We start from the raw sequence: 25,158 nt of genomic DNA, 5'->3' as shown, positions 1-25,158 counted from the left end.
GGCGCTAGCTAGCCACCGGCCCCGTGGACGCCCGCCGGATCAGCTGGTGCGGTTGCGTTGGCGGGCACAGCAACGGTGGGGCCCCACCGAGTTCACCGAGCAGCAGTTCCGCTGCGAACGCCCCCTGGTCCTCGGGCATCTGGCGGATGGTGGTGAGGCCCATCGGTTCGGCGAACTCGTGGTCGTCGATGCCGATAATGGACAGCTCCTCCGGCACCCTGATGCCAAGTGCGGCCGCCGCGCTGAGCGCTCCGAAGGCCATCTCGTCGGAGGAGCAGAACAGCGCCGTCGGGCGTTCAGCGACGTTCGAGAGCACCCGCATCACCGCAGCCTTGGCGTCCTTGAACCGGAAGTCACCGAAGATGGTCCACTCTTCCCTGACGGGCAGGCCATGGGCGGTCATGGTGGCGAGGTATGCCTCCTCACGAATCCGCGGCACCTCGAAGTACAGTCCGTCGGCTCCTTCGCCGCGCACGTGCCCGATCTTCCGGTGGCCCAACGAGATCAAGTGCCCGACGGCGTCGCGAACCGCAGCGCTGTCATCGATCCCGACGTGCCGAACACCCTGAACGGCGCCGCCCACCACAATGGTGGGCGATTCAAGCTCGCGCAGGGACCGGTGCTCTTCCTCGGTCAGTTCCATACACATGACCAGGAGCGCATCGGTCCGCTTCCGCAGGATTGACCGGTGGAAAACCCGCTCCCGGTTGGATCCGGTCCCCCCGAGGCTGAACACGATCAGGTCGTAGCCGGCTGCACGGAGCTGGCGGTCGACTCCCTCAAGGACTGCGGAAAAGTACCACCGATCAATGAGCGGCAACAGCACGCCCATCGCCATGGTGCGCCCGGAAGCGAGTCCGGACGCCGCCGACGACGGCACGTACCCAAGCTCCCGCGCTGCGCTCAGGACACGGGCACGGGTACCCTCCGAAACTCCGGTGAGTCCGCGGAGGGCACGCGATACCGTCGCCGTTGAGACTCCGGTGGCTACCGCAACGTCCTCGATGCCGGTCACGGTTGCATCAGCCCTTGAGGCCACCCGCCAGAAGTCCGCGGACGAAGTACCGCTGCAACCCGAAGAACACCAGCAGCGGAACGATCATCGAGACGAACGCACCCGCCGTCAGCCGGTGCCACTCGCCTCCACGGGTTCCCGTAAGTTCAGCCAGGCGCTGGGTGATCGGTGCGACGTCGGCCGTTCCACCCGAGAACACCAGCGCCACCAGCAGGTCATTCCACACCCACAGGAACTGGAAGATGCCGTAGGAAGCGAGCGCCGGCACCGACAACGGGATGATGATGCGCCAGAAGATGGTGGCGTGGCCCGCGCCGTCGACCCTTGCTGCCTCGATCACCTCACCTGGAATCTCGGCGATGAAGTTGTGCAGCAGGAAGATGGCAAGTGGAAGTGCGAAAATCGTGTGCGCAATCCACAGTTGCGCGTACGAGCCCGCAGGAATCAGCTGGACTTCCCCTATCCGGAGGTTGACGAACAGGCTCAACAGCGGAATCAATGCCATCTGCAGGGGCACAATCTGCAGGGCGAAGATGAAGACGAACATTCCGTCCTTGCCCCTGAACCGACCCCACGCGAAAATGTAGGCCGCCATCGAGGCGATCACCAGCGGGATCAGCGTCGCGGGAATCACGATCGCCAGTGAGTTGACGAAGTACTGGCCGAGGTTCGAGGACGAACTCCCCTCGTCTCCAAGCACGTCGACGTAGTTCTGGAGCGTGAAGTCGAAGCTGCCGAAGCTGTTCCACCAACCTGTGTCGTTGATGACCTCTTCGGAGCGGAAGGACGAGACGAATAGCCCGAAAGTAGGAACGGTCCAGACCACCGCGATGATGATTGCCGCGATGGTGGCGCCGCGCGAGGTCAGCTTGTTCTTGACCCGCCTGGTGATGGGTGGCTCGGGGACATTGGAAGGTTCGTTCGCGGCCATAGCCGGTATGGCTGGGGTCGAGGTCATCGGATCTCCCTTTGCTTCTTGAGCTGCAGTGCGTTGTAGAGCACTACCGGCAGCACCATCAGGAACAGCATCACCGCGAGGGCAGCGCCACGACCCGGCTCGCCTGCCCGGAAGGCCTGTGTGTACATTTCGTTGGCGACAACCGAGGTGTCGTAATTGCCAGCGGTCATGGTGCGCACAATGTCGAAAACCTTCAGCGTGATGATGGTGATGGTGGTGACAACCACGATCAGCGCCCCACGGATTGAGGGAATGGTGACAGACCAGAACTGCTGCCACGCGGAAGCTCCGTCCAGCCGGGACGCTTCAATGATGTCCGCTGGAACGCCCTTGATGGCTGCCGAGAGCACCACCATGGCGAAGCCCACCTGGATCCACACCATCACTGCGATGAGGAAGAAGGTGTTACCGGGTGCATCAAGCAGGAACTGCTGGGGCTCGCCGCCGAACCACACCAGGATCTGGTTAACCAGCCCAATCTGGTCCTGCTCCAAACCGCGGTAGGCGTACATGAAGTTCCAGATGATTCCCGCACCCACCATGGAGATGGCCATCGGCATGAAGACGAGCGCTTTCAGCACGCGTTCCCCACGCGCCTTGTCAATGAAGACGGCGTAGACCAGGCCCACGATCGTGGAGATTGTGGGCACAAGGATCACCCACAGCACCGTGTTGCGGAGCGTCACCAGGGCCGTGGGCTCGGTGAACATCCAGACGAAGTTGTCCATCCCGTTGACGTTCCCGCTGCGGTCGGTGAATGCGAGGAAAGTGGTCTGCACCGCAGGCCAGACCATGCCGACGACCAGGAGGATCGCGGCCGGAGCCAGGAATCCGATGACGGTTGCCTTGTCGCGGAAGGACTTGGGTGCCCGGTCCACCAGCAGCATGATCAGTCCGATGACGGCGGCGAACAGGGCGAGGGCAATTACTACCTGCAGGATTTTCTCTCCGAGATCCTCCATGGCACAGCCTCCTTTAGAGATGAAGAAGAGTCAGGAAAGGCCCGGCGTGCCACTGGACCAGTGGCACGCCGGGTTCTTGGGAGAGGAGCTACTCGGGCCAGCTGCTCTCGATGGTGTCCACTACTTCTTCGGTCTCGCTGCCATTGATCCACTCGACAATGCCGCTCCAGAAGGAGTTGGCACCTACGGCACCCGGCATGAGGTCGGATGCGTCAAAGCGGAAGACCGTCTCTTCATTCTGCAGCAGTTCGATGGACTGGCGGTCCAGGTCGCTCGAAGCGAGGGAGGCGTCCAGCCCACGGTTGGCGCTGATGGCACCGCCCTGCTCAACGCGGTTGTTGGCAAACTCCGCCGAAGCCATGTAGCTCAGGAATGCGGTGATTGCATCGCCCTCGTTGTAGGCCGCGACAAACTCGCCGCCGCCGGTGATGGCCGAGGAGCCAGCTTCCTCACCAGGGGTGATGAACGCCCAGATGTCGCCGTTCTCCGAGATGTCGGTGCCTTCGGGCCAGTTCGCGGCCTGGAAGGTTGCCTGGTGGTACATGGCGCACTCGCCGGCAGCAACGGGATCGCCGGCCACGTCGACGTTGGTGGAGATGATGGACCGCACGTCACCGAATCCACCGTTGACGAACTCATCGTTCTTGAGGATTTCGCCCACGGTGTCCCAGGCTTCGGTTATTTGTGGATCGTTGAACGGGATTTCGTGGTTGACCCACTGGTCGTAGACGTCAGGGCCTGCCTGGCGGAGGACTACGTCCTCGATCCAGTCAGTTCCCGGCCAGCCTGTTGCCTCACCGGACTCGAAACCTGCGCACCACGGCTTCAGGCCGCTGTCTGCGATGGTCTGGGACAGCGTCATCATGTCGTCCCAGGTTTCGGGAACCTCCCAGCCGTTCTCCTCGAATGTGGCGGGCGAGAACCAGACGTAACCCTTCACACTGGCCAGCATGGGAGCCGCATAAAACGTGTCGTCGACCGTTCCGTAGCCCTTCCAGTCTTCAGACCAGTTTTCGTCGACCAGGGCTTCAACCTCGGCCGGCGCGGGCTTGAGGTAACCCTCACGCGCCTGTGCGGCAAGTAGGCCCGGCTGCGGGAAGATTGCGACGTCGGGCGGGTTTCCCGCCTGGGCGCGGACAAGCACCTGGGTCTCGAACTCATTCGAGCCCTCGTAGGAGATCTCGATGCCGGTGCATTCCGAGAAGTCCGCCCAGGATGCTTCCAACAGATCCTGTTCGCTGTCGGTGATTGTGGAGTAGACGCTTACCTCTTCACCATCGAACGTGCCGTAGTCCCCGTAATCGGCACATTCAGCAGCTGGTTCCTCGCTGCCTCCGTCACCTTCGCTGCCGCCGCAGGCGGAGAGGGTGAGCGCCAGTATGCTGAGCGCCGCTATTGGCAGCACTGCTTTCTTACCGCGATTTATCGCCATGGAAATTGACTCCTTTGTCTGGCAGCAGGCACACCAATGAGGAGCTGCCGCCTCGCCTCTTGATACCCTGAATGTAAGCGCTTACGTTGTGACACGCAACACAAATGGCAGCCCGTTTAGGCTGTCGATATCCAATCGTGACCGACCATCCGCAGAGGATTTTCATGACTGCTTCAAAGCCCGCCGTTTCGATCACCGATGATCACTTCGAGCAACTGTCACCCTGGTGGAAAGACGCAGTGATTTACCAGATCTACCCGCGCTCCTTCGCTGACGGGAACTGTGACGGCATGGGTGACCTACACGGCGTCACCAGCAAGCTCCCCTATCTGCAGAATCTGGGGGTCAACGCCGTCTGGCTGTCACCGTTCTATGTCTCGCCACAGGCGGACGCGGGGTACGACGTCGCTGACTACCGCGACGTCGACCCCCGCTTCGGCACGCTGGAGGACTTCGACGTCATGTTGGCCGAAGCGCACGCCCGCGGGCTGAAGGTCATCGTGGATCTGGTGCCCAACCACACTTCGGATGAGCACGTCTGGTTCCAGGCTGCCCTCAATTCGCCGAAGGGTTCTGCGGAGCGGAACCGCTATATGTTCCGTGACGGGCGCGGTGAGGACGGTGAGCTGCCGCCGAATAACTGGCAGTCGATTTTCGGAGGCAATGCATGGACGCGCGTAGACAGCGCGCGCCCCGATGACGGCCAGTGGTACCTCCACCTGTTCGACACCAAGCAGCCGGACCTCAACTGGGAGAACCCTGAAGTCCATGAAGAGATGATCTCGGTGCTCCGATTCTGGCTGGACCGCGGCGTGGATGGGTTCAGGATCGATGTGGCCCACGGACTGGTGAAGGCGGACGGCCTCCCTGACTGGTCTGGCCGCGAGAGCATGGTCGGTGACGTGGAGACACCCGACGCCACCGAAGAGGCAGAAGCCAGCGAACCGACCGCACCATACTTCGACCAACCCGGCGTCCACGCCATCTACCGCGAGTGGAACCGGGTCCTGGCCGAGTATCCGGGGGACCGCATGCTGGTGGCGGAAGCCTGGGTGGAGCCGGCCGAACGGCTCTTCCACTACGTGCGCCCCGACGAGATGCAGCAGGCGTTCAACTTTGATTTTCTACGCGCTGGTTGGAGTGCGTCACGCCTGAGCGCAAGTATCGTGGAGTCCCTCGCGCAGGCCGGCAAGGTTGGCGCACCGAGCACGTGGGTGCTCTCAAACCACGACACCGTGCGCCACACCTCCCGATTCGGCCTCACGGACCCCACCCTGCTTCCGAAGGGGATCAGCGCCCGCGACGAGCAACCGGATGCCGCGCTCGGCCTGCGCCGAGGCAGGGCTGCCCTTCTTGCGATGCTGGCGCTGCCTGGGTCGGCTTACCTCTATCAGGGCGACGAGCTCGGCCTTCCCGAGCACACCACGCTCGACGACGACGCCCGCCAGGACCCCGCGTTCTTCCGCACCGATGGTGCAGAGCGGGGGCGCGACGGATGTCGGGTTCCCCTCCCCTGGACGGCGGACGCCCCGGGCTTCGGCTTCAGCACGAACGACGATGGCGCGCCAGTTCCGCCATGGCTCCCCCAGCCAGCGGACTTTGCGCAGTACGCGGTTGATCAGCAGGTGGGTCAGCCTGGGTCCACCCATTCCCTCGTGACCGGGGCACTCGCCGAACGCGCCGCCAGGGCGTTGGGCCGCGGCTCACTCGAGTGGGCGGCGCAGCACCTGCCCGACGACGGCGTCCTCGCCTTCACGAACAACCGCCTCACGGTGCTGGTCAACATGAGCGAGGCTCCCGTAGCGGTTCCTGCCGGCGTCGTCGTGCTGTCGAGTGCGGAAGACGCAGTGGTGGACGGTGCTTTGCAAGTTGACAGGGCGGTATGGCTGGAGGCCTAGAAGCCTCGTGCTTCCGGCCGGTCTCTCAGGAGGCTGGCCGGAAGCTTTGAAGCCGCCCAACGGCTACTTCGCCCAGCAGAGACATCAGACCAATAGAATAAGACCATGGCCGTAACAGATGAAGCGATCGTCCGGATCAAAGAGATGCTGCTTTCGGGCGAGTTGAAGGCGGGAGACCGCCTTCCGCCCGAGAAGGAGCTCAGCGAACGGCTGGGTCTGTCCCGCAGCTCCCTTCGCGAAGCTGTGAAGGCACTCGACCTCATACGCGTGCTTGACGTACGCCGCGGAGACGGCACCTACGTGACCAGCCTCGAACCGCAGCTGCTGACTGAGGCCATCGCTTTCGTCGTGGACCTGCACCAGGACGACTCGGTTCTGGAACTGTTTGAGGTGCGGCGCATTCTCGAGCCTGCATCGGCGGCAATGGCCGCATCCCGGATTAGCGAAGAACAGGTGGAAATTCTCAGGAAGTCCATCGCCACGGCCCGGAAGGACACCTCCGTAGAGGATCTGGTGGCTCATGACCTCGAGTTCCACGGCATGATCGCCTCTGCGGCAGGGAACAACTACCTCTGCAGCCTGCTGGACGGGCTGTCCAGCCGTACCGTACGCGCCCGAGTGTGGCGTGGCATCACCCAGGACAAGGCCGTCGCGCGCACTCTGTCAGAGCACCATGCAATTGTCGACGCACTTGCCCGGGGCGACGCCGAACTTGCACGGGCGCTCACCACCGTGCACATCAGTGGCGTGGAACAGTGGCTGCGGCAGGCCACGGCAGCCACCAACGCTGCGAACGAAGCAGCCTCGAACTGATAACCGCAAACGCGGGCGAGCCCGGGAGGTGCCTGCTGGCGCTGCGGTTTTGCGCGGCATGGGGGAACAACAACCTGCTACGCCTAAAGGACGAATTTGGTCTCCGAGCCGCCGAGCAGACCTTTGAGCTCACAGGTGACGCGCCGATTCCACCGATGTGGTTGGAGCTGTCGAAAACTTAGCCCGCATCAGCACTGCGACAATGCGACCTATCGCGCTGCCCGAAAAATTGCACGCTTTGGCAAATCAAAACGGCGCGAGTCTGCGCACCATCGCGTAAACGGTCGCCTGCTCTGGCATCCTCAAGCGTAGGTGTGCGACGTCCTCGCTCACATCCACGCGACCGGGCTTCCAACGGGATGTTGTTCACAGCTGAAGTTCCAGATTTCAGCCGATGAGGGTGTTGTTGCAGCTGTAGTAGCTGCAGCAAGAAGAGGGCGACCAATTGGTCGCCCTCTTCTCGCCGCTGGCTTCTTCGGTCTCGCCTAGCCGCGGCCGAATCCCCGCCCCTTCTTGCGCTCTGGTTCTGGAGTTTCCTGGCGGCGAAAAGGATCGTTTACCGGCTTACACTGCAGCTGATGGTGGGGTTCCATTGCTGAGGTGGCTGCCAACGCAGCGGCGACACCTTCCCGCCCGATGTCCGTAGTCCCGACCCGCTTGGTGAGAAATTCCGCGAGTTTAGCCCTGCGATCCCCTGAGTCCCACAGCTCCTCGGCGGTCGATGCTGCGTTCTATGTGTCGACGTCGTTCTGCAAGTCCCTGGTCGCGACGACCGCTGATTGCCGCTCGGCCTTTGCGTGGTCGCGCTGCGCCTCCCGATCCATGGCCGCTTCCTGTCCGGCAGAGGTAACGTCCGCTGCCACCTGCCGTGGTGCCTGTCGGTCCTCCTCGAGTACTCCTCGAGGAGGACGCTTGCACCGTGTCCGGATTTCGTCGTGCATGTGTTCGCGGGGGACAGACGTGCCATGTCGTCGAACTGCTCCCACTGCTGGGCCAGGGCATACTGGGAGGCGATGTCCTCGGATTTCGCGGCTTCCCGGAACTATGGTTGGTAGACAGCGCCGAGCTGGGTTCGCATGACGGCTCGTTCGGCTTCGAATCGCTCCTGGAGCTGTCGACGCTCGGCGTCCTGCGCCCGCAACATCTGCTCATTCCGCTCTGCCCGTTGCCGAGCGAGTATCTCGCCCAGTCTTCCTGCGACCGCAAGGGCCGACTGCTACTGTGGCCGGAACAGGCCCTCTGCCCCATCGGGTGTGTCGTGTTCCATGCGTTATCTCCATATCCCCTGCTCCCGCATGTGCAGATCTGTCTCGTAGTTCTCAGATGGTCGCTGTACCCGCTGCGGGGGCGTGTCTTCGGTCAGAAACGGCACCGCCTTTCGCTCTACACCGACGGTGTGTTCCGGTCCCGGCAACCTCGGCTCACGGACGTCGAGCAGCGGCGCTCGGACGATGCTCAGGTGTTCGCGCACCGTCTCGGTCAGGAGGGCTTCTTCGCGCAGCTCCTAGTTGCTGCGTTACATGTCGTGCAGGAGGCGAATGGTGCGGAGCATCTGCTGCATGATAAGCGTTTGCGCGACCGGAGACGGGCCGTGGAAGCCGCGAGAAGGAATGCTGTGGTGCCCACTTCCGTAGTCCTGGCTTCACGGGTCGCTAAAGTTCACCCCCGGACCTGCGTGCGGACCGGGCCAGTACCCGCGAGGCATGAACCAGGGGACCTGGCTCAGCTTCAGTGGCCTTCGACCAAGCACCGAATACACCTGAGGCTTCACGGGCGACGTGCGCCCAGGTCTGATGATCGCTCAGAGCGACCGTCGACATGACTCGGCGGGTCTTTGCCATGTCGAGGACAAGCGTGCTAGCTGTCGCCTCAAAACCTACCGATGCGGTAGAGGAAACCGGACACACATACTCCTTGGGAACGTAGGCCAAGTTGTACCCCGCGATGGGGCACTCCGCTGCCTCCGACCAAAGATCCGCAATCGCTCGATCGTCGAAGAACTCCCACGCCGCCACGTATGCATCGAGCCACTTTTGCGCTGCGGCTCTTGTGATCGGCACCGGTAGCAGCTTTAGGCAAAGCGAGCCCGTGACATTTAGGGTGACAGGCACGCCGGGTGTTGCAGGATGCACGTCATGTTAAGTCCGGTGCCCCTCACTTTTCCACGTCGTGATCCGATGTTGTTTGATTTCAGTCAGTGACGGCTACCTTTTGATCACTTGTGGGGCGCGGGAAATCCATGAGCAGTCCGACCCCGGAAAGAATGATGACAAGTCCGACTACGAGTCCCGAAGTTACGGGCTCACCCAACCACAGCACCCCAACGGTTGAGGCCGAGATCGGGACCAGTAAAGTAACCGCTGAAGCCGCCACTGGCCCTGCCTGGCTTATGATCCAGAAGTAGATCAGATAACCGCCTGCGGTAGCCCCCAGTCCGAGGAAAATCAATGCGATTAGCGGCCCGGAGCTGATTGGCCCAGGTGGGGGCGCGATCGCTGTCACCGGCACTAGCAGAGCGGCGGCAGCAAGCTGTTGACCGAGGGCCACCGCCATGGGGGGCGTGGCCTGGAATGCCTTTCGTGTATACACGCCTCCGAACGCATATAGCATCGCCGCGATCAAAGATGCGCCGACGGCCAGCATCGCACGGCTGTCCATCTGCAAGGGTGCCCCTCCGACGAGCACCCAGACACCGGTAATGCCTATTACAACGCCCAACAGTTTGCGCCAGGTGATCCTCTGTCGAAGCCAAAATCCAGCGATGAATACGGAAAACATCGGGGTCGTGGCGTTTAGGATCGATGCCATGGACGAGTTGAGCCCTACGATTGCGGTGGCGACAAGCGTGAGAGGGCCGGCGACGTTGAGGGCCGCCAGTATCAAAAATGAAGGAAATTGGCGCCCCACGGCCTGCCAGGTTGCCCTGGTGGAAGCCGCGATAAGCGCCAGCGCCAACGCTGCGACGATGAGTCGTCCATGCGTCGTACCAACAGCTCCAAATGTCGGTGCCGCCACAGCAATGAGGGGAAATGAGCTTCCCCACAGCAATCCGACCAACAGCAAAGCTCCAGGCACCGCGAGGCGGCCATCCCACATCGTCCGCACCTGATTTTCCCGCTTTCCACTATCGGATCCGTGCATACCCGATTGAGGTGAGACACTCACACTAAGACCCTGCCTTAAGCATCACGAGACCGGAAACTTGGTGGGGGGTGCAATGAGATGGGTACCCGCCGCCCAAAGGAGCGTTAGTCTACGCAGATTGCCTCCTTGTGACTGCCGGACCCACACACTTGACCGATCCGGGTACGTTTCATTTCCGGAGGTGCATCCGAGTGATGTGCCGAATATAGTCAAGCGATCCACTGCAGAAACGGTGGTCCGGGTATTTCGTGAACCCATATTCATCACTCTTCCCTTTTTGCAAATCCCCGAGACGGTACCGGGCCTAGATTCGGTAGTGTCTCGGCGCCTGCAAGTCGAATAGCGGACACGCCGGGAGCAACCACCCACAGCTTTAGTGGTACTTAGGCCCAGGGATTAGATCCGTCGCGGAGCCATTGGAGGGTTCCGGTCCAGAATGTGCCACGGAAGCGGCCGTGGAAGAGGGCAAAGTGTCCGATTTCGGTGCTGTTGAGGTCCTGGGGATTTAGCCGCACAACCATGGCGGGGCTGTTCGGATAGTAATTCAGTCCCCGCATAATGGCGTCCTCGGATGCGAACGGATCATCAGTTGCGGAAACGGCAAGGGTCGCAGCTGTAAAGGAGGTCTGATGTTCATTCAACACCTTCCGCATAGGGCCTGCCCCGGCAGGGAAGTCTCTAGGGCTTTTAGCCCAGTTCAGGGCAACGCCTTTGGGCAGATCTTCGAGCCATCCGAGACTCTTGCCAGGGAAGTAACCGTGCCAAAGCGTTATGGCTGGCATTACGATGTGCCAACGCCACCAGGAGTGCAGCCGGTGTCCGGGGCGGTAGTCCCTCCAGTAGGCGTGTTGAGCGCCGACGGTTAAAAGTCGTTTTACCTGTTGACCGTGTTTTGCCAGACCGACGCCGAATCCGCCAAAGCTATGGCCAACGACGTGAAGGTCTTGACTGATGTTGTCTAAGGCCCAATGAAGAACTGCGTCAATGTCTTTCAGTCCCCAGTCATACCAAGTGGCTTGCAGGTTCTTGATGTCCGCTTCCCTGGATTGCCCGATCCCACGGTAATCGAAGGTAATGGCGGTAAAACCGTTTTCCGCAAGGAAAGAGGCGTAGCGGTGATAATACGAGGCTAAAACTCCGGTGGCACCAACGACGACGACCACCCGGCCGGCCAATTGCCCGTCGAGGGGGGAAGGTTCCCAGATGTGTCCTCGGAGTTCGTAGCCGTCTTCACAGCGAACTGTCAGAGCTCTACCGGTCAATCTGTGGGTCCTTCCAGTTTCGTGTACGCGCCGTCGTTCATTGTTTCTGCAACCTGATGTCCCAGGACGCTCAGAGGGCGAGATGCCAAACCCTGCTATGTTCTGCGGGCCGTGGGAGTTACATGTCCCCGGCGGCGCCGGGAGCTGCGCTGCCCTCCGACGCCGCCGGGATAACTCGTGAGCATCCCTGCCCACGGTCTAGTAGCGGGGCCATCCGACCTTCCCCTGAAGTAGTAACGAAAGCGGTAGGAGCGGACCGGGCGTGCGATGGCCTCAGAGGCTCTTGAATTCTCACTTCTCCCGCTTGCCGCCGAGTTGAGGGCCTCGAGAACGCAGTGCTTTATTCCGTTAATTAAAAACGAGTCATGGTCATAATTACTATCACCCTTCCTCTTACCCATAGGGGGTATGTAGCTACCGGACACCATACGGGCCGGGGGTATCGATGTCAAACAAACTAATAGAGAAGGCTGGAATAGATCAGGGCCAAGACCCTTGTCCATGTACGCACATTCCAGGTGAAGGCGGTGCCACCGTGCCATCTTAGGCTCATCGGAACCTGGCTCACGGCAAACCTACCCCCCTTTACACGTATACCATAGGGGGGTACCGTTCTATAACACCGCATCTGAGTCGGCGGCGCCAAAGCAACCCTGCGAGCAGAGGAATCTCCCTTGACAATAGCGACAGAAACAACTGCATCCGGCGTGGACGAGCACGGCGGATTCCATGGATATATCTCCAACAAGGGGGATTATCAGCGGCGGCTTCGGCGCATCGAAGGTCAGGCCCGTGGACTGCAAGGAATGGTTCAAAATGAAAAGTACTGCATCGACATCCTGACGCAAATTGCGGCCATGACCAGCGCGTTGGAATCAGTGGCTCTTGGGCTGCTGAATGAACACATAGGCCATTGTGTAGTCGGCGCAGCGGCCACCGGCGGCGACGAGGCAAAGGCCAAACTTCAGGAAGCCTCCGACGCCATTGCGCGCCTCGTGAGATCCTGACGCGCAATCCCCTGCAGAGTTCTCGCCGCTGCGACCCGACCGGCGTATACAAAGACCGGGCCAATCCCCGAGTTTGAATACTCCTATGTCTGATTCCGGTGCTGCTCACCAAGGATGAATGACTACGACGCGCGATCAGTCTCTTTCGCTGTTCATAAGTGAGCAGTTCGACGTCGATCCGTCACCTCAGCTCAAGCCCAGCGTCACGTGGTGCAGGTACCCCGGTGGGATGTAATCGGATCTACCTTCTGGGGTTTCATCAGAAGGGACAGCGAGAAAATTCATCGTCCTGGTTCCCGTCATTGAACTTTTCCCGTGACCAACCGGAGAAAGGGACCGGTCTTGATGCGTATCAGTCGCAGCATACTGACATCGGTGGGAGTAGTATCCTCGGCTTTGGGCGCCGTCCATTTATTCGTTGACGGACTTGCTAGTAGCGTCATCTCGCTTCAAGCGGTGATCCGTGACCAAACTGGTGCTGAGCCGGCGATGCTGAGTCTGCTCGTGGCGGTGGCCTTTTCCTCGTCGTCGCTGCTTCAGCCTTTGGGCGCCCGCTTTGCCTCGAGGTTCGGCGACGGGCGCGTGGCAATTATCGGCTCGGCTCTTGCAGCCACTGGTTATGGCTTGCTCCCCGCTGTGACCCAGCCTGGCCTCGCCATCGCAGCAGTAGCCGTGGGCGGCATAGGGTCGGCACTGTTCCACCCGGCGGCCGGTGCGCTGGCTGTGCATTCGGCACCGGAGGGTCAGGAATCCATGTCACTTGCCGTGTTCTCGGCCGTAGGAATGGTTGGTTCGGCTCTCGTGCCTGTCGCTGTGCTCAGTGGAATTGATACCTTCGGCGGCGCCGCTGCTGTTCCGTTCGCTGTACCCCTGGTGGCAGTGACGGCCGCACTTCTGCTATCACGGCTGATGCGCACCAAGCCATCACGCGACCGCCGTGCCGATAGGACGATTGAGCGTCGCGGTCAAACGTCGGTTGTCGTGCCGGTGTTTGCCGGCGCGCTGCTTGCTTTGGTTGGAGTCACCGTCATGGCCAGTGCACCGCTGCTGCTGGCAGACAAGATAGGGTCAACGAACCCGCTACTCGGCTACTCTCTCGCCGCCTACGGCACGGCCGCGGCGCTGGGAGGAGTTCTCCTCGCCCTTTGGGTTCGACGCACCGCACTGCGTCCGGTCATTCTGTCCGCCTGTCTTGCGGGAATATTGGCTTCGCTGGTCATCCCACACTTGCCCCCCCACTTTGTGCCGGCAGCAATGGCCGTGGCCGGGACAGGTCTGTCAGGCAGCCTTCCACTCCTAGTGACAAGCGCACGTAAAAACGACGAGACCTCAGCCGGCCCAGCCGTGGCCCGGATCCTCGGGCTGGCCTCAGGCCTGGGTAGCGCCGGATATGCCGGAGTGGGATTGCTGCACAACGCGCTGGGCTACGGCACAGTTCTCACCGTGACCACGGCAGCGGCTGGGGGCGTGGCTTTCATCGTTCTCACGCGCATTCGAGCATCCTCAACGACCTCAATCCAAATGGCACTCAGCACATGCCCATGCGGCGGGTGCGCCTGCAGCACCCTCCAAATCGAACCCAAAGTCAATGCCCACCTCACTTGACGCTAGAACACGCTGGGACAGCCACGAGTGAGGAACGTTACTCTCACCACACACGGGATATTGCCACCTTTAGGTTGTGGAGAGCCGCCACTCCGACTGAGATGACCTCGATGAGGGTTACCGGACGGATGGTCGACCCACGCGAGCGTCGTGACGGCCATCCGTGACTTTCGCCTTCGCGCAACGGGTTCACTGCTCACCGCCGACGAGCGGACCTCGTTGGCGGATTCTCGTGCTCCATCATGGCCACTTATAGGAGGTGCGCGGGGAGGGTAGCCAAGTACCCTGGGGGGGTATATGGTTCTCGTATTAGATAGAAGCTCTCGGAGGGGCGCCGGCCTAAGGAGCAAATAGGAGTCGCCGTCTATATCTGGCGGACAGCTCCTTGAAACAGAGCCGACAACACAAAAGGTGGGAACGACATGACGAACGAACTCGATCACACAAACCACGAAAGCCACCCGGGTAGCAGCTCCCAGGGACATAGTGCCGACCCCGATCTGGGTTCCCATGCCGGGCATGGCAGTACCCAGCCTGGCGGAGTGCTCGTGTCCGAGCATGGTTACACTCTTGAGCTGGATGCCCCGATCTTGGGTAGCGGGCTACAGACCGTTAGCTTCAGGATCATCGGACCGGACGGGCAGCCGGTCACTGAATACCAGGACACGCATGAGAAGGAACTGCACCTGATCGCCGTCCGCCGCGATATGGCCCACTTCCAGCACGTGCATCCGATGAGGGACGCTTCCGGAACCTGGATCATCGACCTGAATCTGAACCCGGGTGTCTGGCGGATTTTCGCCGACTTCCACCCTGCCGGGCACGGTCAGCCGATGACCTTGGGTATCGATGCCTCCGTCGGCGGCATGTATGAGCCGCATCAGCTACCTACTGCGGACCGGACGGTGCAGCTGGATAGCTACACCGTGACGCTCGAAGGGGAGCTCGTGGCGAACGAGGCCACCGAACTGACTTTTACAGTCAGCAGGAACGGCCAACCCGTGACCGATCTCCAGCCCTATCTGGGAGCTTTCGGTCACCTGGTAGCACTGCGGAAGGGCGATCTCGCCTACCTCCACGTACACCCGGAAGGCGGCCCGGGCGACGGACAGACCAAGCCTGGACCGAAGGTATCGTTTTTCGCTATCGCCCCATCGGGCGGCACCTACCGCCTCCACTTGGACTTCCAACATGAGGACACCGTCCGGACCGCACAGTTCACCGTACACGTGCCTGCGGCCGTCACGTTCTGACGTAACCAGGGCCCAGTGGGCGCACACACATCTGGAGACCCGATGTGGCCGCCAGACACTGACAGGGCCAGAGGCCCGGGCCCCGACCATCGGCCTAACGATGCCCCACCGCCTCACAACTTCATCGCCTTGCACATTCCGCCAAAGAATCAGGTCAAAATGCCTCGCCTCACTCGATTAAGTCCCCAGACAGCGACGGGTGCCTCCCGCGATATGCTGACCGATTTGGTATCCCGACACGGCCAGATCGGTGACATGGTCGCAACCATGGCGCACTCCCCCGCCGTCCTGACCGGTTACCTGCAGCTCAGCCGTGCCATGAAGCGGACCAAGCTCAGTCGGAAGGTCAGCGAACTAGTCTCGATCGCTGTCCAAACCCAGCAAGGATGCGGCCTGTGCCTGGAATCACACATAAGTGCCGCTTCCGCGCTCGGGATCGACGACGAGGAAATCGATCGCGCCCGGGCCGGAACATCAGCGGACCCAGGTGTCGCGGGGATGATCACCCTGGGGCTTCAGGTTTATCGGGAGCCGACGTCCATCACCGACGAGCAGATCCTCGCCTTGTACGATCACGGCTACAGCGAACGCGAGATCACCGATGTTGTCGGCGTCGTGTCATTGAACATCCTCACGGGAGCGTTTAACCTCCTTGCCGGCCTGACTCCGCCCCGCCCCTCCTCTGGCCGAATGCCCAAATCATGAAAAAGCCTGGTCAAGCCAATTCAAGAAGCTCAAACGGCGCTTTGAAGGCTACCCTTCCAGCGCTCATTGCGCCGTATTTGACCTCGAGCAGGCATCGAATCAACATCCCTGCCTCAAACCCTCTTTTCCGGTGGGGTCGCTCTGCATAGTGGGGAAATCGGCTCATCGCAACCGAGAGTGTAGGTGGGGTCAGATACCGCATGATTGCAGGACCTCTATCCAGCGACCGACGCGCCAACCCCGCTCACCCCGGCTACACACCCTCAATTACAAAGAGCAGAAAGAAGGTCAGCATGCATACAGAAGAAAGCGTCACGGTCGCAGTGGCGCACCACAGTGGATACGGACATACAGAACGCTATGCGCAAGGAGTCGTTGCGGGCGCCCGACAGGCGTCCGAAATCGGCGCCGTCATGTATAACATGGCTGATTTCAACGATGAATTGTGGGAGGGTCTTGCTGCATCAGATGCAATCATCTTCGGAACTCCTACCTACACGGGGAGTCAGACGCCTGTCTTCCAGGCGTTTGCGGAAGCAAGCGGAGGGGTGTGGGCGGTGCAGGGGTGGAAAGACAGGGCCGCTGCTGATCTTACGAACTCCGCGGGCGTCAACGGTTACAACCTCAACACGTTGACTTCTCTCTCAGTGCTTGCCGCGCAGCACGGGATGCAGCGGGTGTCGCTTGGACTGCCTCCAGCATGGCTGTATTCATCAGCTGGAAGCGTGAAAGATCTCAATTGGCTGGGCGGCTTCCTGGGTGCGATGGCGCAATTCCCTTCGGACGCCGGTGCCGATATGGCGCCGTCCGACGCTGATCTGCAGACTGCCGAGCACGTGGTTCGTCGGGTCGCCGAAGTTGCTGTTCAGTTGCGTCACGGAGCAGCGGAACTGGTTCAGCAGTGAACCGGGTCAGCGAGCTGCTGCGAATCACGCATCCCATCATTCAGGGCCCATTTGGGGGCGGCCTTTCTACTGTCGGACTTGCTGCTGCCGTATCGAATTGCGGTGGACTGGGGTCCTTCGGCGCCCACATCCTGCCCGCCGGAGAGATCCAAACCCTGGTGCAGTCGATCCGATCACGAACGACGTCTCCCTTCTCGGTCAACCTTTGGGTCCCCCAGCCTGGCGAACAGGACGTCATCGACCTCGCTCCGCATATCCAGCGGCTCGCCCCTCTATATGCCCAGCTGGGAATAGAATGGGTCGGAGAGCTCGCCAAGGTCCCAGACTTCGACGAACAGCTTGATGCACTTCTCACTGCGGCACCCCCGATCATCAGTTTTGTCATGGGACTTCCGCCCCAGTGGGCGATTGACCGTGCCAGGAAAGATGGCATCCTCCTGATCGGCACCGCAACGACTGTTGCTGAGGCCCGCACGATAGAAGCATCAGAGCTTGACGCCGTCGTAGCCTCCGGAAGCGATGCTGGCGGGCACCGCGGCGCCTTCCTTCGCCCCGTCCAGGAATCACTCGTAGGTACCTTTTCCCTTGTCCCCCAAGTCGTTGATGCTGTCCGCATACCGGTGATTGCTGCCGGGGGCATTGCGGATCGGCGCGGCGTCCTCGCCGCCCGTGCCCTTGGGGCAGACGGAGTACAAATCGGTACTGGCTTCCTTGCCACGACCGAGTCCGGCGCGAGCGACGTGCACCGGGAGAAGCTGGCTAGTTCGGACGCGGAGACCACAGTACTGACTCGCCTATTCTCTGGCCGACATGGTCGAGGAATCCTCAATGCCCTCATTCGCGATCTCGGCCCGGAGGAAAACGCCGTGCCGCACTACCCGGTACAAAACGGATTGATGCAAACACTGCGACAAGCAGCAGCTCGACTCGGCAACAGCGACTACCTCAACCTCTGGGCCGGCCAGGCAGCACCTCTCTCCCGCAAGCAATCAGCCGCCGAGTACATTCAATCCCTCCTGTAAATTTCGTCCCACAGCGTCAGGGAAGCAAGGCAACACACTGCCGCTCGAGTTCGCCGCGCCTATCGGTCGTCTATCTCGTAACCGACTCGTCTGGCTTATAGCTGTAGAGGCTCATTTGCCGCGTCGTGAACCCACAATCTCCCTGCGGCGACTAACAGTCGGGTGGTTCTAGCTGGCTAAAGCGCAGGATCCCGGTACTTTTCAAGCCAGAGAAAGGAACAACTTTTCAAGGACTTTCATATCCTCCTCTGTGGCGGGCTTTTCGGGTTCGCGCAGTATTCGCTGGAGGGTACTGGAGATAATCGCGAACCCGGCCTTGTCCAGAGCCCGGGAGACAGTGGCGAGGTTGTGCACGGCTACCTGACAGTCCTGTCCGTCCTCGACTGACTGGATTACGGCGTCCAGCTGCCCTCGGGCGCGCTTAAGGCGGTTGAGTACCGGCGTTATCTGCTCCGGGTCCATTTTCATTACGTCCTCCTGATATGGGATTCATAGGCAACCAAATTCACGACTCTCACTATATACCCGTAGGGTATTTTGCATACCCCGTGGGTATGTGCCATGCTCGGCACACCCGAACTACTCCTCCCCGTAAAGGAAGCATCCATATGCCCAAGCTTGACATCACAATGGTCGGCGGGCCCACCGCCGTATTCAGCCTTGCCGGTCTCACATTTATGACCGATCCCACTTTTGACCTCCCCCGTGACTATCCAACCCCAGGCGGGTTCACCCTGGTTAAAACCACGGCACCGGCGCTACAGGCTTCCGAGTTGCCCCACCCGGACGTGGTGCTCCTTTCCCACGATGAGCACGTCGATAATTTTGACGAGACTGGACGGGAATTGGCCGCTCAGGTTGCCCTCGTGCTATCAACCCCCGAGGCCGCCGGACGCATTCCGTGGGCTACAGCGCTGCAGGCCTGGCAAACCGTGGATGTCTCTGGCACCGCAGGCCAGGTCGTCCACATTACCGGCGTGCCGGCCCGCCACGGGCCCGAGGGGTGTGAGCCGTTTACCGGCACGGTCACCGGGTTCGTCCTTCACGGTGAAAACCTGCCCACCGTCTACGTCAGCGGCGACAACTCCTCGGTAGATCTGGTGAAGGAAATCGCAGAACGGTTCCCGAACATCGATGTTGCGATTCTCTTTGCCGGTGCCGGCCGCTTGGGCCAGAAAGTCTTCAACAACGCCGAGATCACCCTCACCGGCGAGACCGCCGCGCAGTCGGCCATGGTCCTGGCCGGCGCCCAGGTAATGCCCGTCCACGTTGAGGGCTGGACACACTTCAGCGAAGACGTCGGAGCAGTGCGGACCGCCTTCGCCGCCGCAGACCTGGAGGGCCGGTTGCACGTGGCCGGCCGGGGTGAAACCGTCAGCATTGACCTGTCCACCCGTTAGTCGTCCGACGCCGCACAGGCTGCGGCCGCGCCTAACGACGCACAAGGACCGGCAGTGGACAAGTCCGAAGAACCCCCACGACCTTCGGTCACTTCGGTATGGCTGGCTGGACCGCAAAGTTGGGCTCGCCTGGTATACCGCGGCTGACGCCTCTCATAACAACAGCGAAGTCACCAAAACGGTGTTCCCTCTCGCGGCAAATACCAAGGCAAACACCGTGGGTGAACCGGGAGGATTCGTGAAACTTTTCAGCGATAGCCGAACCGGAAGGCTGCTGGGAGCCCGTCTCATCGGCTCGGATGTCACAGAAATGCTAAAGGAGCTGACCTCTGCGCAGCAGGAAAGCCTAACGGTCACTCAGCTGGCCGCGAAACGTTCACCGACACCCCATCTTCAGCGAGGCAGTCAAGGAAGTCCTCCATGGTGCAGCCGGATACAGCATCAACATCTGATCGAGCCTCGAAACAGAAAGGAAACTCATGACTACTCCCAACGACATTTCAACCCTCCACGGAATCACACAACCGCTCAAAGGCACCGGCGTACAGCAGCGAAACATATGGTTACCGCCTGGCAAGCGCCGCATTTCATCTCACCATCGAAGTAGATATGACGAACGCTCTCACAATGAAGTCGATTTCACCCCAATCGACAGTGCCCGACTGTCTCATCTCGCCGTTGCCACCGCGCTGTCCGAGAAAAAGGAACTGAACGCACACTATTCCGACGAAGGAGTGACCACGTTCGAGGACGTCAATATTGGAATCGCTGTCGCAACAGATGCTGGCCTGACCGTTTCCGTCATCCACGGTTGCCGCGAATACGTCGAAGTATGCCTTGCAGACCTCTCCGGACAGATGTGAGGGAGAAGTACGCAGAGGGGGCTGAGGCTCGGCAGATCCCGCGCAACTGCATACAGATCGTCAAACCCGCCAGCTGACTATCCTACCGAAAAGCCCTCCCGTGTTTTTTGACGGTTACGGTAAGGGGATCTATGCCTGAACTCCTACGCGGGTTTCTGCTTGGCAGCTAAGTCTCGGGTGGATAATGCCTGGCCGTTGGCGTCAGATATCTGAACGCCTGTCCTCAGTTGGTACCCGCGGCCGCAGTCTGCAAACTGAATGAACCTTTGTCATTGCGGCCAATTGCAACCGATCAGCATCCTCACGGTTTCCCTCGCCCTGTTCCTCACTAGCTCGCGTAACGATCGAATTTCGTAGCGAGAATGTCAGGAACGGACGAAGCGGGCGATAGCATCAGACGCTTCCTGAATTTTGGCCTCCGCAGCTACCGGACCGAGCTGGGCTGCGTCGAGGAGGCAATGCTTCATGTGGTCATCGAGCAGTCCCAGTGCGACCCCGCGAAGGGCAGCTGTCAGCGCGGAGATCTGGGTGAGAATGTCGATGCAGTACTGCTCCTCATCAACCATCCTGGCGATACCCCGAGCCTGACCTTCGACACGCTTGAGGCGAGCAAGGTAGCGGTCTTTATCAGTGATGTAACCGTGGGTCATCTGGCTCTGAGCCTCATCTACGGAGGTAGGAGGCAGCTGTGTGTGGGAGGTGGTCATGCTTTTCCTTGCAGTCTGTTCGGGTGGGTCAGCGATCCCATCGGACGATGAGACGATCGATCTTGGAGGGCTTGCGCGGCTGCGGCAGCAGCGCACCGCAACAGGCAGGCCGCGGCCCAGTGAAGCAGCTTGCTCATAGGAGTGCTCCAATCTCTAGTTTATCGGCGTATTCGAAGTCCACCACTCAGTGGATGCTGGAGAAGTGAGTTGGCGAGCATTGTCCTTCTCTATCCCTCCCCGATGACATCCAATCGGGCGATAAGAATGCCTCTCGTTACCACACCTGTGCTATTTTATCATCTTTACCGCTACCCCCTTAGGGTAATGGGTCCCCGCAGGAGAACTTCTTCCCTGATCTGGAAGGAGTACTCGTGATCTCACTTCTTGACATACATACCCCGGGGGGGTACATTTCTTATGGCTAGTACCCCCCACGAGGTATCCACACTGGGGGCGCTAACTAAGGCCAACATCACTGTTGATCCTGACATCAGTAGGGAGTATTGCGATGACCACCACTGCACACACCGATCATGGTGGTGGAGACCATACAGCAGTGGGTCGGCGACGCATCCGGAGGAGACTCGGGTGACGGAACTATCGCGCTAGACTCAGAGGTTTTATTTTTTCGCGACGGCACCTTCGGCTGACTGACCGCCTGCATCTGGGCTTCCAGCACGAGGACACCGTCCGGATCGCGCAGACTCCGTGCACACCGCGTCCCGCATAAAAACCATCCAGAACGAAACCGGCTCCACCTAGCGATATAAGGGCACCAATCCGCCACGACCGCTGACCCTCGATGATTTCGAAGCCCCGCAAACCCTTTCCACAAGCAAACACGCCTGAAGGACCATCATGCCTCGCCTTCCCCGACTCACGCCCAGAACAGCTGGCGCTTCGCGTGACATCCTCTCCGATCTGGTCTCCCTACATGGCCAAGCTGGGGAAATGGTCTCAACCATGGCGCACTCGCCTGCGGTCCTGAACGGCTACCTCCACCTCAGCCGCTCCATGAAGGGCGTCAAGCTCGACCGAAGGATCAGCGCACAAATTTCGATTGCAGTCCAGATGCAGCAAGGTTGCGGTCTGTGTCTTGACGCGCACACCGAGGCAGCGCACACAGCTGGTGTCACTGAGGATGAGATCGAACAAGCCCGCGCCGGAACCTCAGCGAATCCCGCGACCGCGGCAATCATCGACCTCGCGTTGAAAATTTATCGCGAACCAACGGCCATCACAGATGAGCAGGTTCTTGCTTTATACGATCACGGTTTTAGCGATCGGGAGATCATCGATGTCGTCGGCATTGTCTCACTCAACATTCTCACCGGGGCCTTCAATCTCGTGGCCGGGCTAAGCCCAGGCCGCCCAACGGGCCAGCAGAAACCCTAGACCCCTATTTGAGGAAACGACCTTCCCAGGGCCGACCCGCTGCATAGAAATGAAAGGTGCCTCATGCGTCTTTTCGCAATCCGCGACTACCGACACTTATTCAGCGCCCAGGTGATAGCCCTTTTCGGCACAGGGCTGGCGACTGTCGCCCTCGCACTTCTTGCCTACGACCTCGCTGGTCCCCGAGCAGGGGCAGTTCTCGGTACTGCCCTAACCATCAAGATGGTGCTCTATGTGCTGATCGCTCCACTCGCGGCGGCCTACGTCGACCGGCTCCCCCGGCGGGCCTTCCTCGTCACACTCGATGTAGTGCGCGGTGGCGTAGTCCTCGGGTTGCCGTTCGTCACCGAGATCTGGCATATCTACGTTCTGATCGGCCTCCTTCAGGCGGCGTCCGCCGCATTCACGCCGACATTCCAGGCCGTCATTCCGGACATCGTGACCGAAAAAGCCGACTATACGCGCGCTTTGTCCGCATCCCAGGTCGCCTACACTATGGAGAGCCTGCTCAGCCCGCTATTGGCGGCAATCGCACTGAGCTTCATGACGTTCAACTTACTCTTCATCGGCACCTCTATCGGATTCATCGTTTCCGCTGTTCTCGTCCTCTTGACCCGCATCCCCAACGCGCGTCCCAGCGCTCACACGAAGGCATGGGACAGGGCTGCTTCAGGAATCAGGACCTTCGTCAGAACACCACGTCTTCGCGGCATCATGGCGCTGAATCTGGTCGTCGCTGCGGCAGGGTCGATCGTGATTGTGAGCACCGTCAACTACGTGCGCGATGAACTGGGCGGTTCCCAGCCGGAGGTCGGTTGGATGCTCGCCGCCTCCGGGGCCGGCACCTTGCTGACGGCACTCGCGCTTCCCCGCGTGCTCGACCGGATCACCGACCGCTCAGTGATGATGACCGGGGCTGCCGTACTCGTCGCTGGCACCGTAGCGGCGGTCACACTCACCGCGACAGAGTCAATCACATGGACTGGTACAGCGATCACGTGGGCGGTTATTGGTGGTGGCATGGCGATGATAGTCACCCCGACGGGCCGTGTCCTTCGCGGGTCAGTCGAACCGAACCGCATCCCCGAGGTCTTCGCAGCTCAGTTCTCCCTGTCCCACCTCGCCTGGCTGATCACGTATCCCATCGCCGGTTGGCTTGGCACAAGCGCTGGCTTCACCACCACCTGGTCGGTGTTGGCGGGCCTCGCCGCGGCTGGCGCGATCACAGCGCTCTTCCTGTGGCCGCGCTCCGAAGCAGGCGAAACCGTTCCCGTTCCGGCGATCTCCCCCCGCCGGGCACCACAAACGCCAACACTGTCGGAGGCAGAGGCCGCAGAGGGCACCCTGGCAGCCGGTCAATGCGCATGCGTCCGGGCAGCATAACCACGCGAAAACTTCAGATACTCAGCTGGATTCACCGCGGTATACCCGGAGCCTGGAAGCAGATTTTGGGTAGGTAATTTCATCCCTAGCTTGGAGCCCTTGCGGAATGCGGGAAATGTGCATCTTGAAGGTTTTCGCCCATCCTGTTCCTGTAGATCCGAGCCTCCCTTGGGTGTCCGGAGGACTGAACGACGGGATGAGCGGTACCGAGTCTTATCAGGTCGATGGTAGGGGTGAAGATCTTTCGACCCGGTCACCGGTGACGTCGAACCGGTCGCTATGCGTAAGCCGGCAGAATCCGACCGGTGACAGAATCCATCCCCGTCGGGCACGGGAACACGCTCATGCCGTGGTGTACCCGAATGGATCCCGGTGACACAGCTGGAGAACAAGCGGTGGGAATGGGGATCACTGTGCCCGCAACGACCACCGCGCGGCAACGGATGGGTGAACATGAGCTCTGACTCGGACGAGCTGAAGGAGGAACGGCGAGGGACCACGCCTTGAGGCGAAATCGCTATCGCCCTCGAGGAGTTCCGCTCCTTGCAACCCCGTTGCGGCAGCTGCCGCTCATACGTTCGCTTCCGGCTCCTGTCCAAATTTAACATGGGCAGGAGATACATATTCGTTGGTCCCTTGGCGAGCGAGATCTCCCTCATTCCACTCGCCGTAGCGAATCATCATGTGGGCTAATGCGGTGTCGGCGTCGTTATGCTGGGCCCTGAGTTGCGCGGCGGTGACCGACGGTGCGGTGGTGGTAGCCCGGTCGAGATTCTGGCTGGCGGGTTCGCGGGAGGCTCAACCGGTCAGGACGAAGACGGCGGCCAGGGTCGCTGCGGAAAGCGTGAAGTAACGCTTTATGAAGAGTTCCTCAATCTAGTTTTCTGGGAGTGACTGTCTATCGTGCCGGTATCCCGTCGGAGAAGCGCAGTCAAAGGTGCAGGGCCGGGCGAACGGGCGGGAGGGGCGCCAAGTGTGGAGTGCGGCCGCTAACTTCAGCTGCGACTGATGCGGGTTGAACCAGTAGGGGAAGCTGACGGCAGCGAAGGACGCAAGCACGAAGAAGCTCGGTGGTGCGGGAACCATAATGATCCCGCACCATCGAGCTCCTTGCGCGAGCGGTTAGCTGGCGTATGCGTACTTGGCAGGATCGGCGTCGAAAGCCGGACCGCATCCGGCGCAGCAGAACCAGTACCGCTCACCCTCGTAGTCGCGGAAAAGCCCCTTGGCCTCGGCCTCGACCTTGACCACGGGCGTGCCGCCCATAACCTGGCAGTATGCAATCCCCTCGGCAGACTGCTCCGGGCTGGCCGTGAGGTTCACTTCCTGGCTCTGGGCATCCGTGGTGGTGGGGCCGCCGCAGCAGCTTCCGGTGTTCTGTCCCATGTGTTGTGTCCTTTTGGTTGGGTTGTTGATGGGTTGTTGATGG

Annotated in this window: 24 protein-coding genes and 1 pseudogene; 14 read left to right on the top strand and 11 right to left on the bottom strand. The window is 60.7% G+C overall.

Going from position 1 to position 25,158, the window contains the following annotated elements; genetic code table 11:
• Window positions 1-4 precede the first annotated feature (4 nt).
• From ACWA1U_RS05465 to ACWA1U_RS05450, 4 genes are all read right to left on the bottom strand, one after another.
• Window positions 5-1,015, bottom strand: coding sequence for a LacI family DNA-binding transcriptional regulator (locus ACWA1U_RS05465; protein WP_463724328.1), 1,011 nt, complete (start codon window positions 1,013-1,015; stop codon window positions 5-7).
• Window positions 1,016-1,022: 7 nt separating this feature from the next.
• Complete coding sequence (locus ACWA1U_RS05460) at window positions 1,023-1,973, bottom strand: carbohydrate ABC transporter permease (RefSeq protein WP_463724327.1); 951 nt, start codon at window positions 1,971-1,973, stop codon at window positions 1,023-1,025.
• Window positions 1,970-2,935 carry a carbohydrate ABC transporter permease gene (locus ACWA1U_RS05455; protein WP_463724326.1) on the bottom strand — a complete coding sequence of 322 codons (966 nt, stop codon included), beginning with the start codon at window positions 2,933-2,935 and terminating at the stop codon, window positions 1,970-1,972. Before ACWA1U_RS05455 ends, ACWA1U_RS05460 begins: the two co-directional genes overlap by 4 nt.
• 88 nt (window positions 2,936-3,023) lie before the next feature.
• The gene (locus ACWA1U_RS05450; RefSeq protein ID WP_463724325.1) at window positions 3,024-4,367 is read right to left on the bottom strand and encodes an ABC transporter substrate-binding protein; all 1,344 of its coding nucleotides are present in this window, start codon (window positions 4,365-4,367) and stop codon (window positions 3,024-3,026) included.
• Window positions 4,368-4,531: 164 nt separating this feature from the next.
• Between ACWA1U_RS05450 and ACWA1U_RS05445 the strand changes: the two genes are divergently transcribed.
• Both ACWA1U_RS05445 and ACWA1U_RS05440 read left to right on the top strand, forming a co-directional pair.
• Window positions 4,532-6,265 (top strand): glycoside hydrolase family 13 protein, encoded by a 1,734-nt coding sequence (locus ACWA1U_RS05445; RefSeq protein WP_463724324.1) that lies wholly within the window; start codon window positions 4,532-4,534, stop codon window positions 6,263-6,265.
• A 105-nt stretch (window positions 6,266-6,370) separates the two neighbouring features.
• Window positions 6,371-7,078: a FadR/GntR family transcriptional regulator gene (locus tag ACWA1U_RS05440; RefSeq protein ID WP_463724323.1), complete on the top strand. Its 708-nt coding sequence runs from the start codon at window positions 6,371-6,373 to the stop codon at window positions 7,076-7,078.
• Window positions 7,079-7,809: 731 nt separating this feature from the next.
• Here ACWA1U_RS05440 and ACWA1U_RS05435 read toward each other — a convergent pair.
• The 4 genes from ACWA1U_RS05435 to ACWA1U_RS05420 form a co-directional block, all read right to left on the bottom strand.
• Window positions 7,810-7,941 (bottom strand): hypothetical protein, encoded by a 132-nt coding sequence (locus ACWA1U_RS05435; protein WP_463724322.1) that lies wholly within the window; start codon window positions 7,939-7,941, stop codon window positions 7,810-7,812.
• Window positions 7,942-8,730: 789 nt separating this feature from the next.
• Entirely contained in the window at window positions 8,731-9,138 is a 408-nt protein-coding gene (locus tag ACWA1U_RS05430) for a hypothetical protein (RefSeq protein ID WP_463724321.1), read from the bottom strand.
• 130 nt (window positions 9,139-9,268) lie between these two features.
• Entirely contained in the window at window positions 9,269-10,174 is a 906-nt protein-coding gene (locus tag ACWA1U_RS05425) for a DMT family transporter (protein WP_463724320.1), read from the bottom strand.
• A 431-nt stretch (window positions 10,175-10,605) separates the two neighbouring features.
• Window positions 10,606-11,385, bottom strand: coding sequence for an alpha/beta hydrolase family protein (locus tag ACWA1U_RS05420; RefSeq protein WP_463724319.1), 780 nt, complete (start codon window positions 11,383-11,385; stop codon window positions 10,606-10,608).
• A gap of 779 nt (window positions 11,386-12,164) precedes the next feature.
• On the opposite strand from ACWA1U_RS05420, the gene ACWA1U_RS05415 reads away from it, so the two are divergent.
• The 6 genes from ACWA1U_RS05415 to ACWA1U_RS05390 all read left to right on the top strand — a co-directional run bounded on the left by ACWA1U_RS05415 (window position 12,165) and on the right by ACWA1U_RS05390 (window position 17,981).
• Window positions 12,165-12,491: a metal-sensitive transcriptional regulator gene (locus ACWA1U_RS05415; protein ID WP_463724952.1), complete on the top strand. Its 327-nt coding sequence runs from the start codon at window positions 12,165-12,167 to the stop codon at window positions 12,489-12,491.
• A 375-nt stretch (window positions 12,492-12,866) separates the two neighbouring features.
• A complete protein-coding gene (locus tag ACWA1U_RS05410; RefSeq protein WP_463724318.1) occupies window positions 12,867-14,096 on the top strand; it encodes an MFS transporter in 1,230 nt (409 codons plus the stop codon).
• Between the two features lie 422 nt (window positions 14,097-14,518).
• Window positions 14,519-15,349: a hypothetical protein gene (locus tag ACWA1U_RS05405; protein WP_463724317.1), complete on the top strand. Its 831-nt coding sequence runs from the start codon at window positions 14,519-14,521 to the stop codon at window positions 15,347-15,349.
• A gap of 225 nt (window positions 15,350-15,574) precedes the next feature.
• Complete coding sequence (locus ACWA1U_RS05400) at window positions 15,575-16,054, top strand: carboxymuconolactone decarboxylase family protein (protein WP_463724316.1); 480 nt, start codon at window positions 15,575-15,577, stop codon at window positions 16,052-16,054.
• 293 nt (window positions 16,055-16,347) lie between these two features.
• Window positions 16,348-16,959, top strand: coding sequence for a flavodoxin family protein (locus ACWA1U_RS05395; RefSeq protein WP_463724315.1), 612 nt, complete (start codon window positions 16,348-16,350; stop codon window positions 16,957-16,959).
• Complete coding sequence (locus ACWA1U_RS05390; protein ID WP_463724314.1) at window positions 16,956-17,981, top strand: NAD(P)H-dependent flavin oxidoreductase; 1,026 nt, start codon at window positions 16,956-16,958, stop codon at window positions 17,979-17,981. Before ACWA1U_RS05395 ends, ACWA1U_RS05390 begins: the two co-directional genes overlap by 4 nt.
• A 201-nt stretch (window positions 17,982-18,182) precedes the next feature.
• Here ACWA1U_RS05390 and ACWA1U_RS05385 read toward each other — a convergent pair whose 3' ends face one another.
• A complete protein-coding gene (locus ACWA1U_RS05385; RefSeq protein ID WP_463724313.1) occupies window positions 18,183-18,449 on the bottom strand; it encodes a metal-sensitive transcriptional regulator in 267 nt (88 codons plus the stop codon).
• A gap of 140 nt (window positions 18,450-18,589) precedes the next feature.
• Here ACWA1U_RS05385 and ACWA1U_RS05380 point away from each other — a divergent pair, with 140 nt between their 5' ends.
• From ACWA1U_RS05380 to ACWA1U_RS05370, 3 genes and pseudogenes are all read left to right on the top strand, one after another.
• Entirely contained in the window at window positions 18,590-19,381 is a 792-nt protein-coding gene (locus ACWA1U_RS05380) for an MBL fold metallo-hydrolase (protein WP_463724312.1), read from the top strand.
• Window positions 19,347-19,766, top strand: a pseudogene (locus ACWA1U_RS05375) (hypothetical protein); the annotation flags it as partial. The gene ACWA1U_RS05380 and the pseudogene ACWA1U_RS05375, both read left to right, overlap by 35 nt.
• A 94-nt stretch (window positions 19,767-19,860) precedes the next feature.
• The gene (locus tag ACWA1U_RS05370; protein WP_463724311.1) at window positions 19,861-20,244 is read left to right on the top strand and encodes a 2-oxo acid dehydrogenase subunit E2; all 384 of its coding nucleotides are present in this window, start codon (window positions 19,861-19,863) and stop codon (window positions 20,242-20,244) included.
• Between the two features lie 365 nt (window positions 20,245-20,609).
• Here the strand turns inward: ACWA1U_RS05370 and ACWA1U_RS05365 are convergent, their stop codons facing one another.
• Complete coding sequence (locus ACWA1U_RS05365; RefSeq protein WP_463724310.1) at window positions 20,610-20,951, bottom strand: metal-sensitive transcriptional regulator; 342 nt, start codon at window positions 20,949-20,951, stop codon at window positions 20,610-20,612.
• 858 nt (window positions 20,952-21,809) lie between these two features.
• On the opposite strand from ACWA1U_RS05365, the gene ACWA1U_RS05360 reads away from it, so the two are divergent.
• The 3 genes from ACWA1U_RS05360 (at window position 21,810) to ACWA1U_RS05350 (ending at window position 24,193) form a co-directional block, all read left to right on the top strand.
• Window positions 21,810-22,346 carry a carboxymuconolactone decarboxylase family protein gene (locus ACWA1U_RS05360; RefSeq protein ID WP_463724309.1) on the top strand — a complete coding sequence of 179 codons (537 nt, stop codon included), beginning with the start codon at window positions 21,810-21,812 and terminating at the stop codon, window positions 22,344-22,346.
• Between the two features lie 63 nt (window positions 22,347-22,409).
• Window positions 22,410-23,729 (top strand): MFS transporter, encoded by a 1,320-nt coding sequence (locus tag ACWA1U_RS05355; protein WP_463724308.1) that lies wholly within the window; start codon window positions 22,410-22,412, stop codon window positions 23,727-23,729.
• Window positions 23,730-24,034: 305 nt separating this feature from the next.
• Window positions 24,035-24,193: a hypothetical protein gene (locus ACWA1U_RS05350; protein ID WP_463724307.1), complete on the top strand. Its 159-nt coding sequence runs from the start codon at window positions 24,035-24,037 to the stop codon at window positions 24,191-24,193.
• Between the two features lie 658 nt (window positions 24,194-24,851).
• Here ACWA1U_RS05350 and ACWA1U_RS05345 read toward each other — a convergent pair.
• Window positions 24,852-25,115 carry a YHS domain-containing protein gene (locus ACWA1U_RS05345; RefSeq protein WP_463724306.1) on the bottom strand — a complete coding sequence of 88 codons (264 nt, stop codon included), beginning with the start codon at window positions 25,113-25,115 and terminating at the stop codon, window positions 24,852-24,854.
• Window positions 25,116-25,158: the final 43 nt, after the last annotated feature.

The organism is Arthrobacter sp. TRD_SC_6, assembly GCF_055361185.1.
This window is presented reverse-complemented; position numbering and strand designations above follow the sequence as displayed.

Coding starts and splice junctions, on each gene's coding strand:
- ACWA1U_RS05395 (WP_463724315.1), top strand. CDS start 16,348: ATGCATACAGAAGAAAGCGTCACGGTCGCAGTGGCGCACCACAGTGGA.
- ACWA1U_RS05345 (WP_463724306.1), bottom strand. CDS start 25,115: ATGGGACAGAACACCGGAAGCTGCTGCGGCGGCCCCACCACCACGGAT.
- ACWA1U_RS05440 (WP_463724323.1), top strand. CDS start 6,371: ATGGCCGTAACAGATGAAGCGATCGTCCGGATCAAAGAGATGCTGCTT.
- ACWA1U_RS05455 (WP_463724326.1), bottom strand. CDS start 2,935: ATGGAGGATCTCGGAGAGAAAATCCTGCAGGTAGTAATTGCCCTCGCC.
- ACWA1U_RS05385 (WP_463724313.1), bottom strand. CDS start 18,449: ATGAAAATGGACCCGGAGCAGATAACGCCGGTACTCAACCGCCTTAAG.
- ACWA1U_RS05425 (WP_463724320.1), bottom strand. CDS start 10,174: ATGTGGGATGGCCGCCTCGCGGTGCCTGGAGCTTTGCTGTTGGTCGGA.
- ACWA1U_RS05405 (WP_463724317.1), top strand. CDS start 14,519: ATGACGAACGAACTCGATCACACAAACCACGAAAGCCACCCGGGTAGC.
- ACWA1U_RS05360 (WP_463724309.1), top strand. CDS start 21,810: ATGCCTCGCCTTCCCCGACTCACGCCCAGAACAGCTGGCGCTTCGCGT.
- ACWA1U_RS05370 (WP_463724311.1), top strand. CDS start 19,861: ATGACTACTCCCAACGACATTTCAACCCTCCACGGAATCACACAACCG.
- ACWA1U_RS05445 (WP_463724324.1), top strand. CDS start 4,532: ATGACTGCTTCAAAGCCCGCCGTTTCGATCACCGATGATCACTTCGAG.
- ACWA1U_RS05450 (WP_463724325.1), bottom strand. CDS start 4,367: ATGGCGATAAATCGCGGTAAGAAAGCAGTGCTGCCAATAGCGGCGCTC.
- ACWA1U_RS05380 (WP_463724312.1), top strand. CDS start 18,590: ATGCCCAAGCTTGACATCACAATGGTCGGCGGGCCCACCGCCGTATTC.
- ACWA1U_RS05355 (WP_463724308.1), top strand. CDS start 22,410: ATGCGTCTTTTCGCAATCCGCGACTACCGACACTTATTCAGCGCCCAG.
- ACWA1U_RS05460 (WP_463724327.1), bottom strand. CDS start 1,973: ATGACCTCGACCCCAGCCATACCGGCTATGGCCGCGAACGAACCTTCC.
- ACWA1U_RS05365 (WP_463724310.1), bottom strand. CDS start 20,951: ATGACCACCTCCCACACACAGCTGCCTCCTACCTCCGTAGATGAGGCT.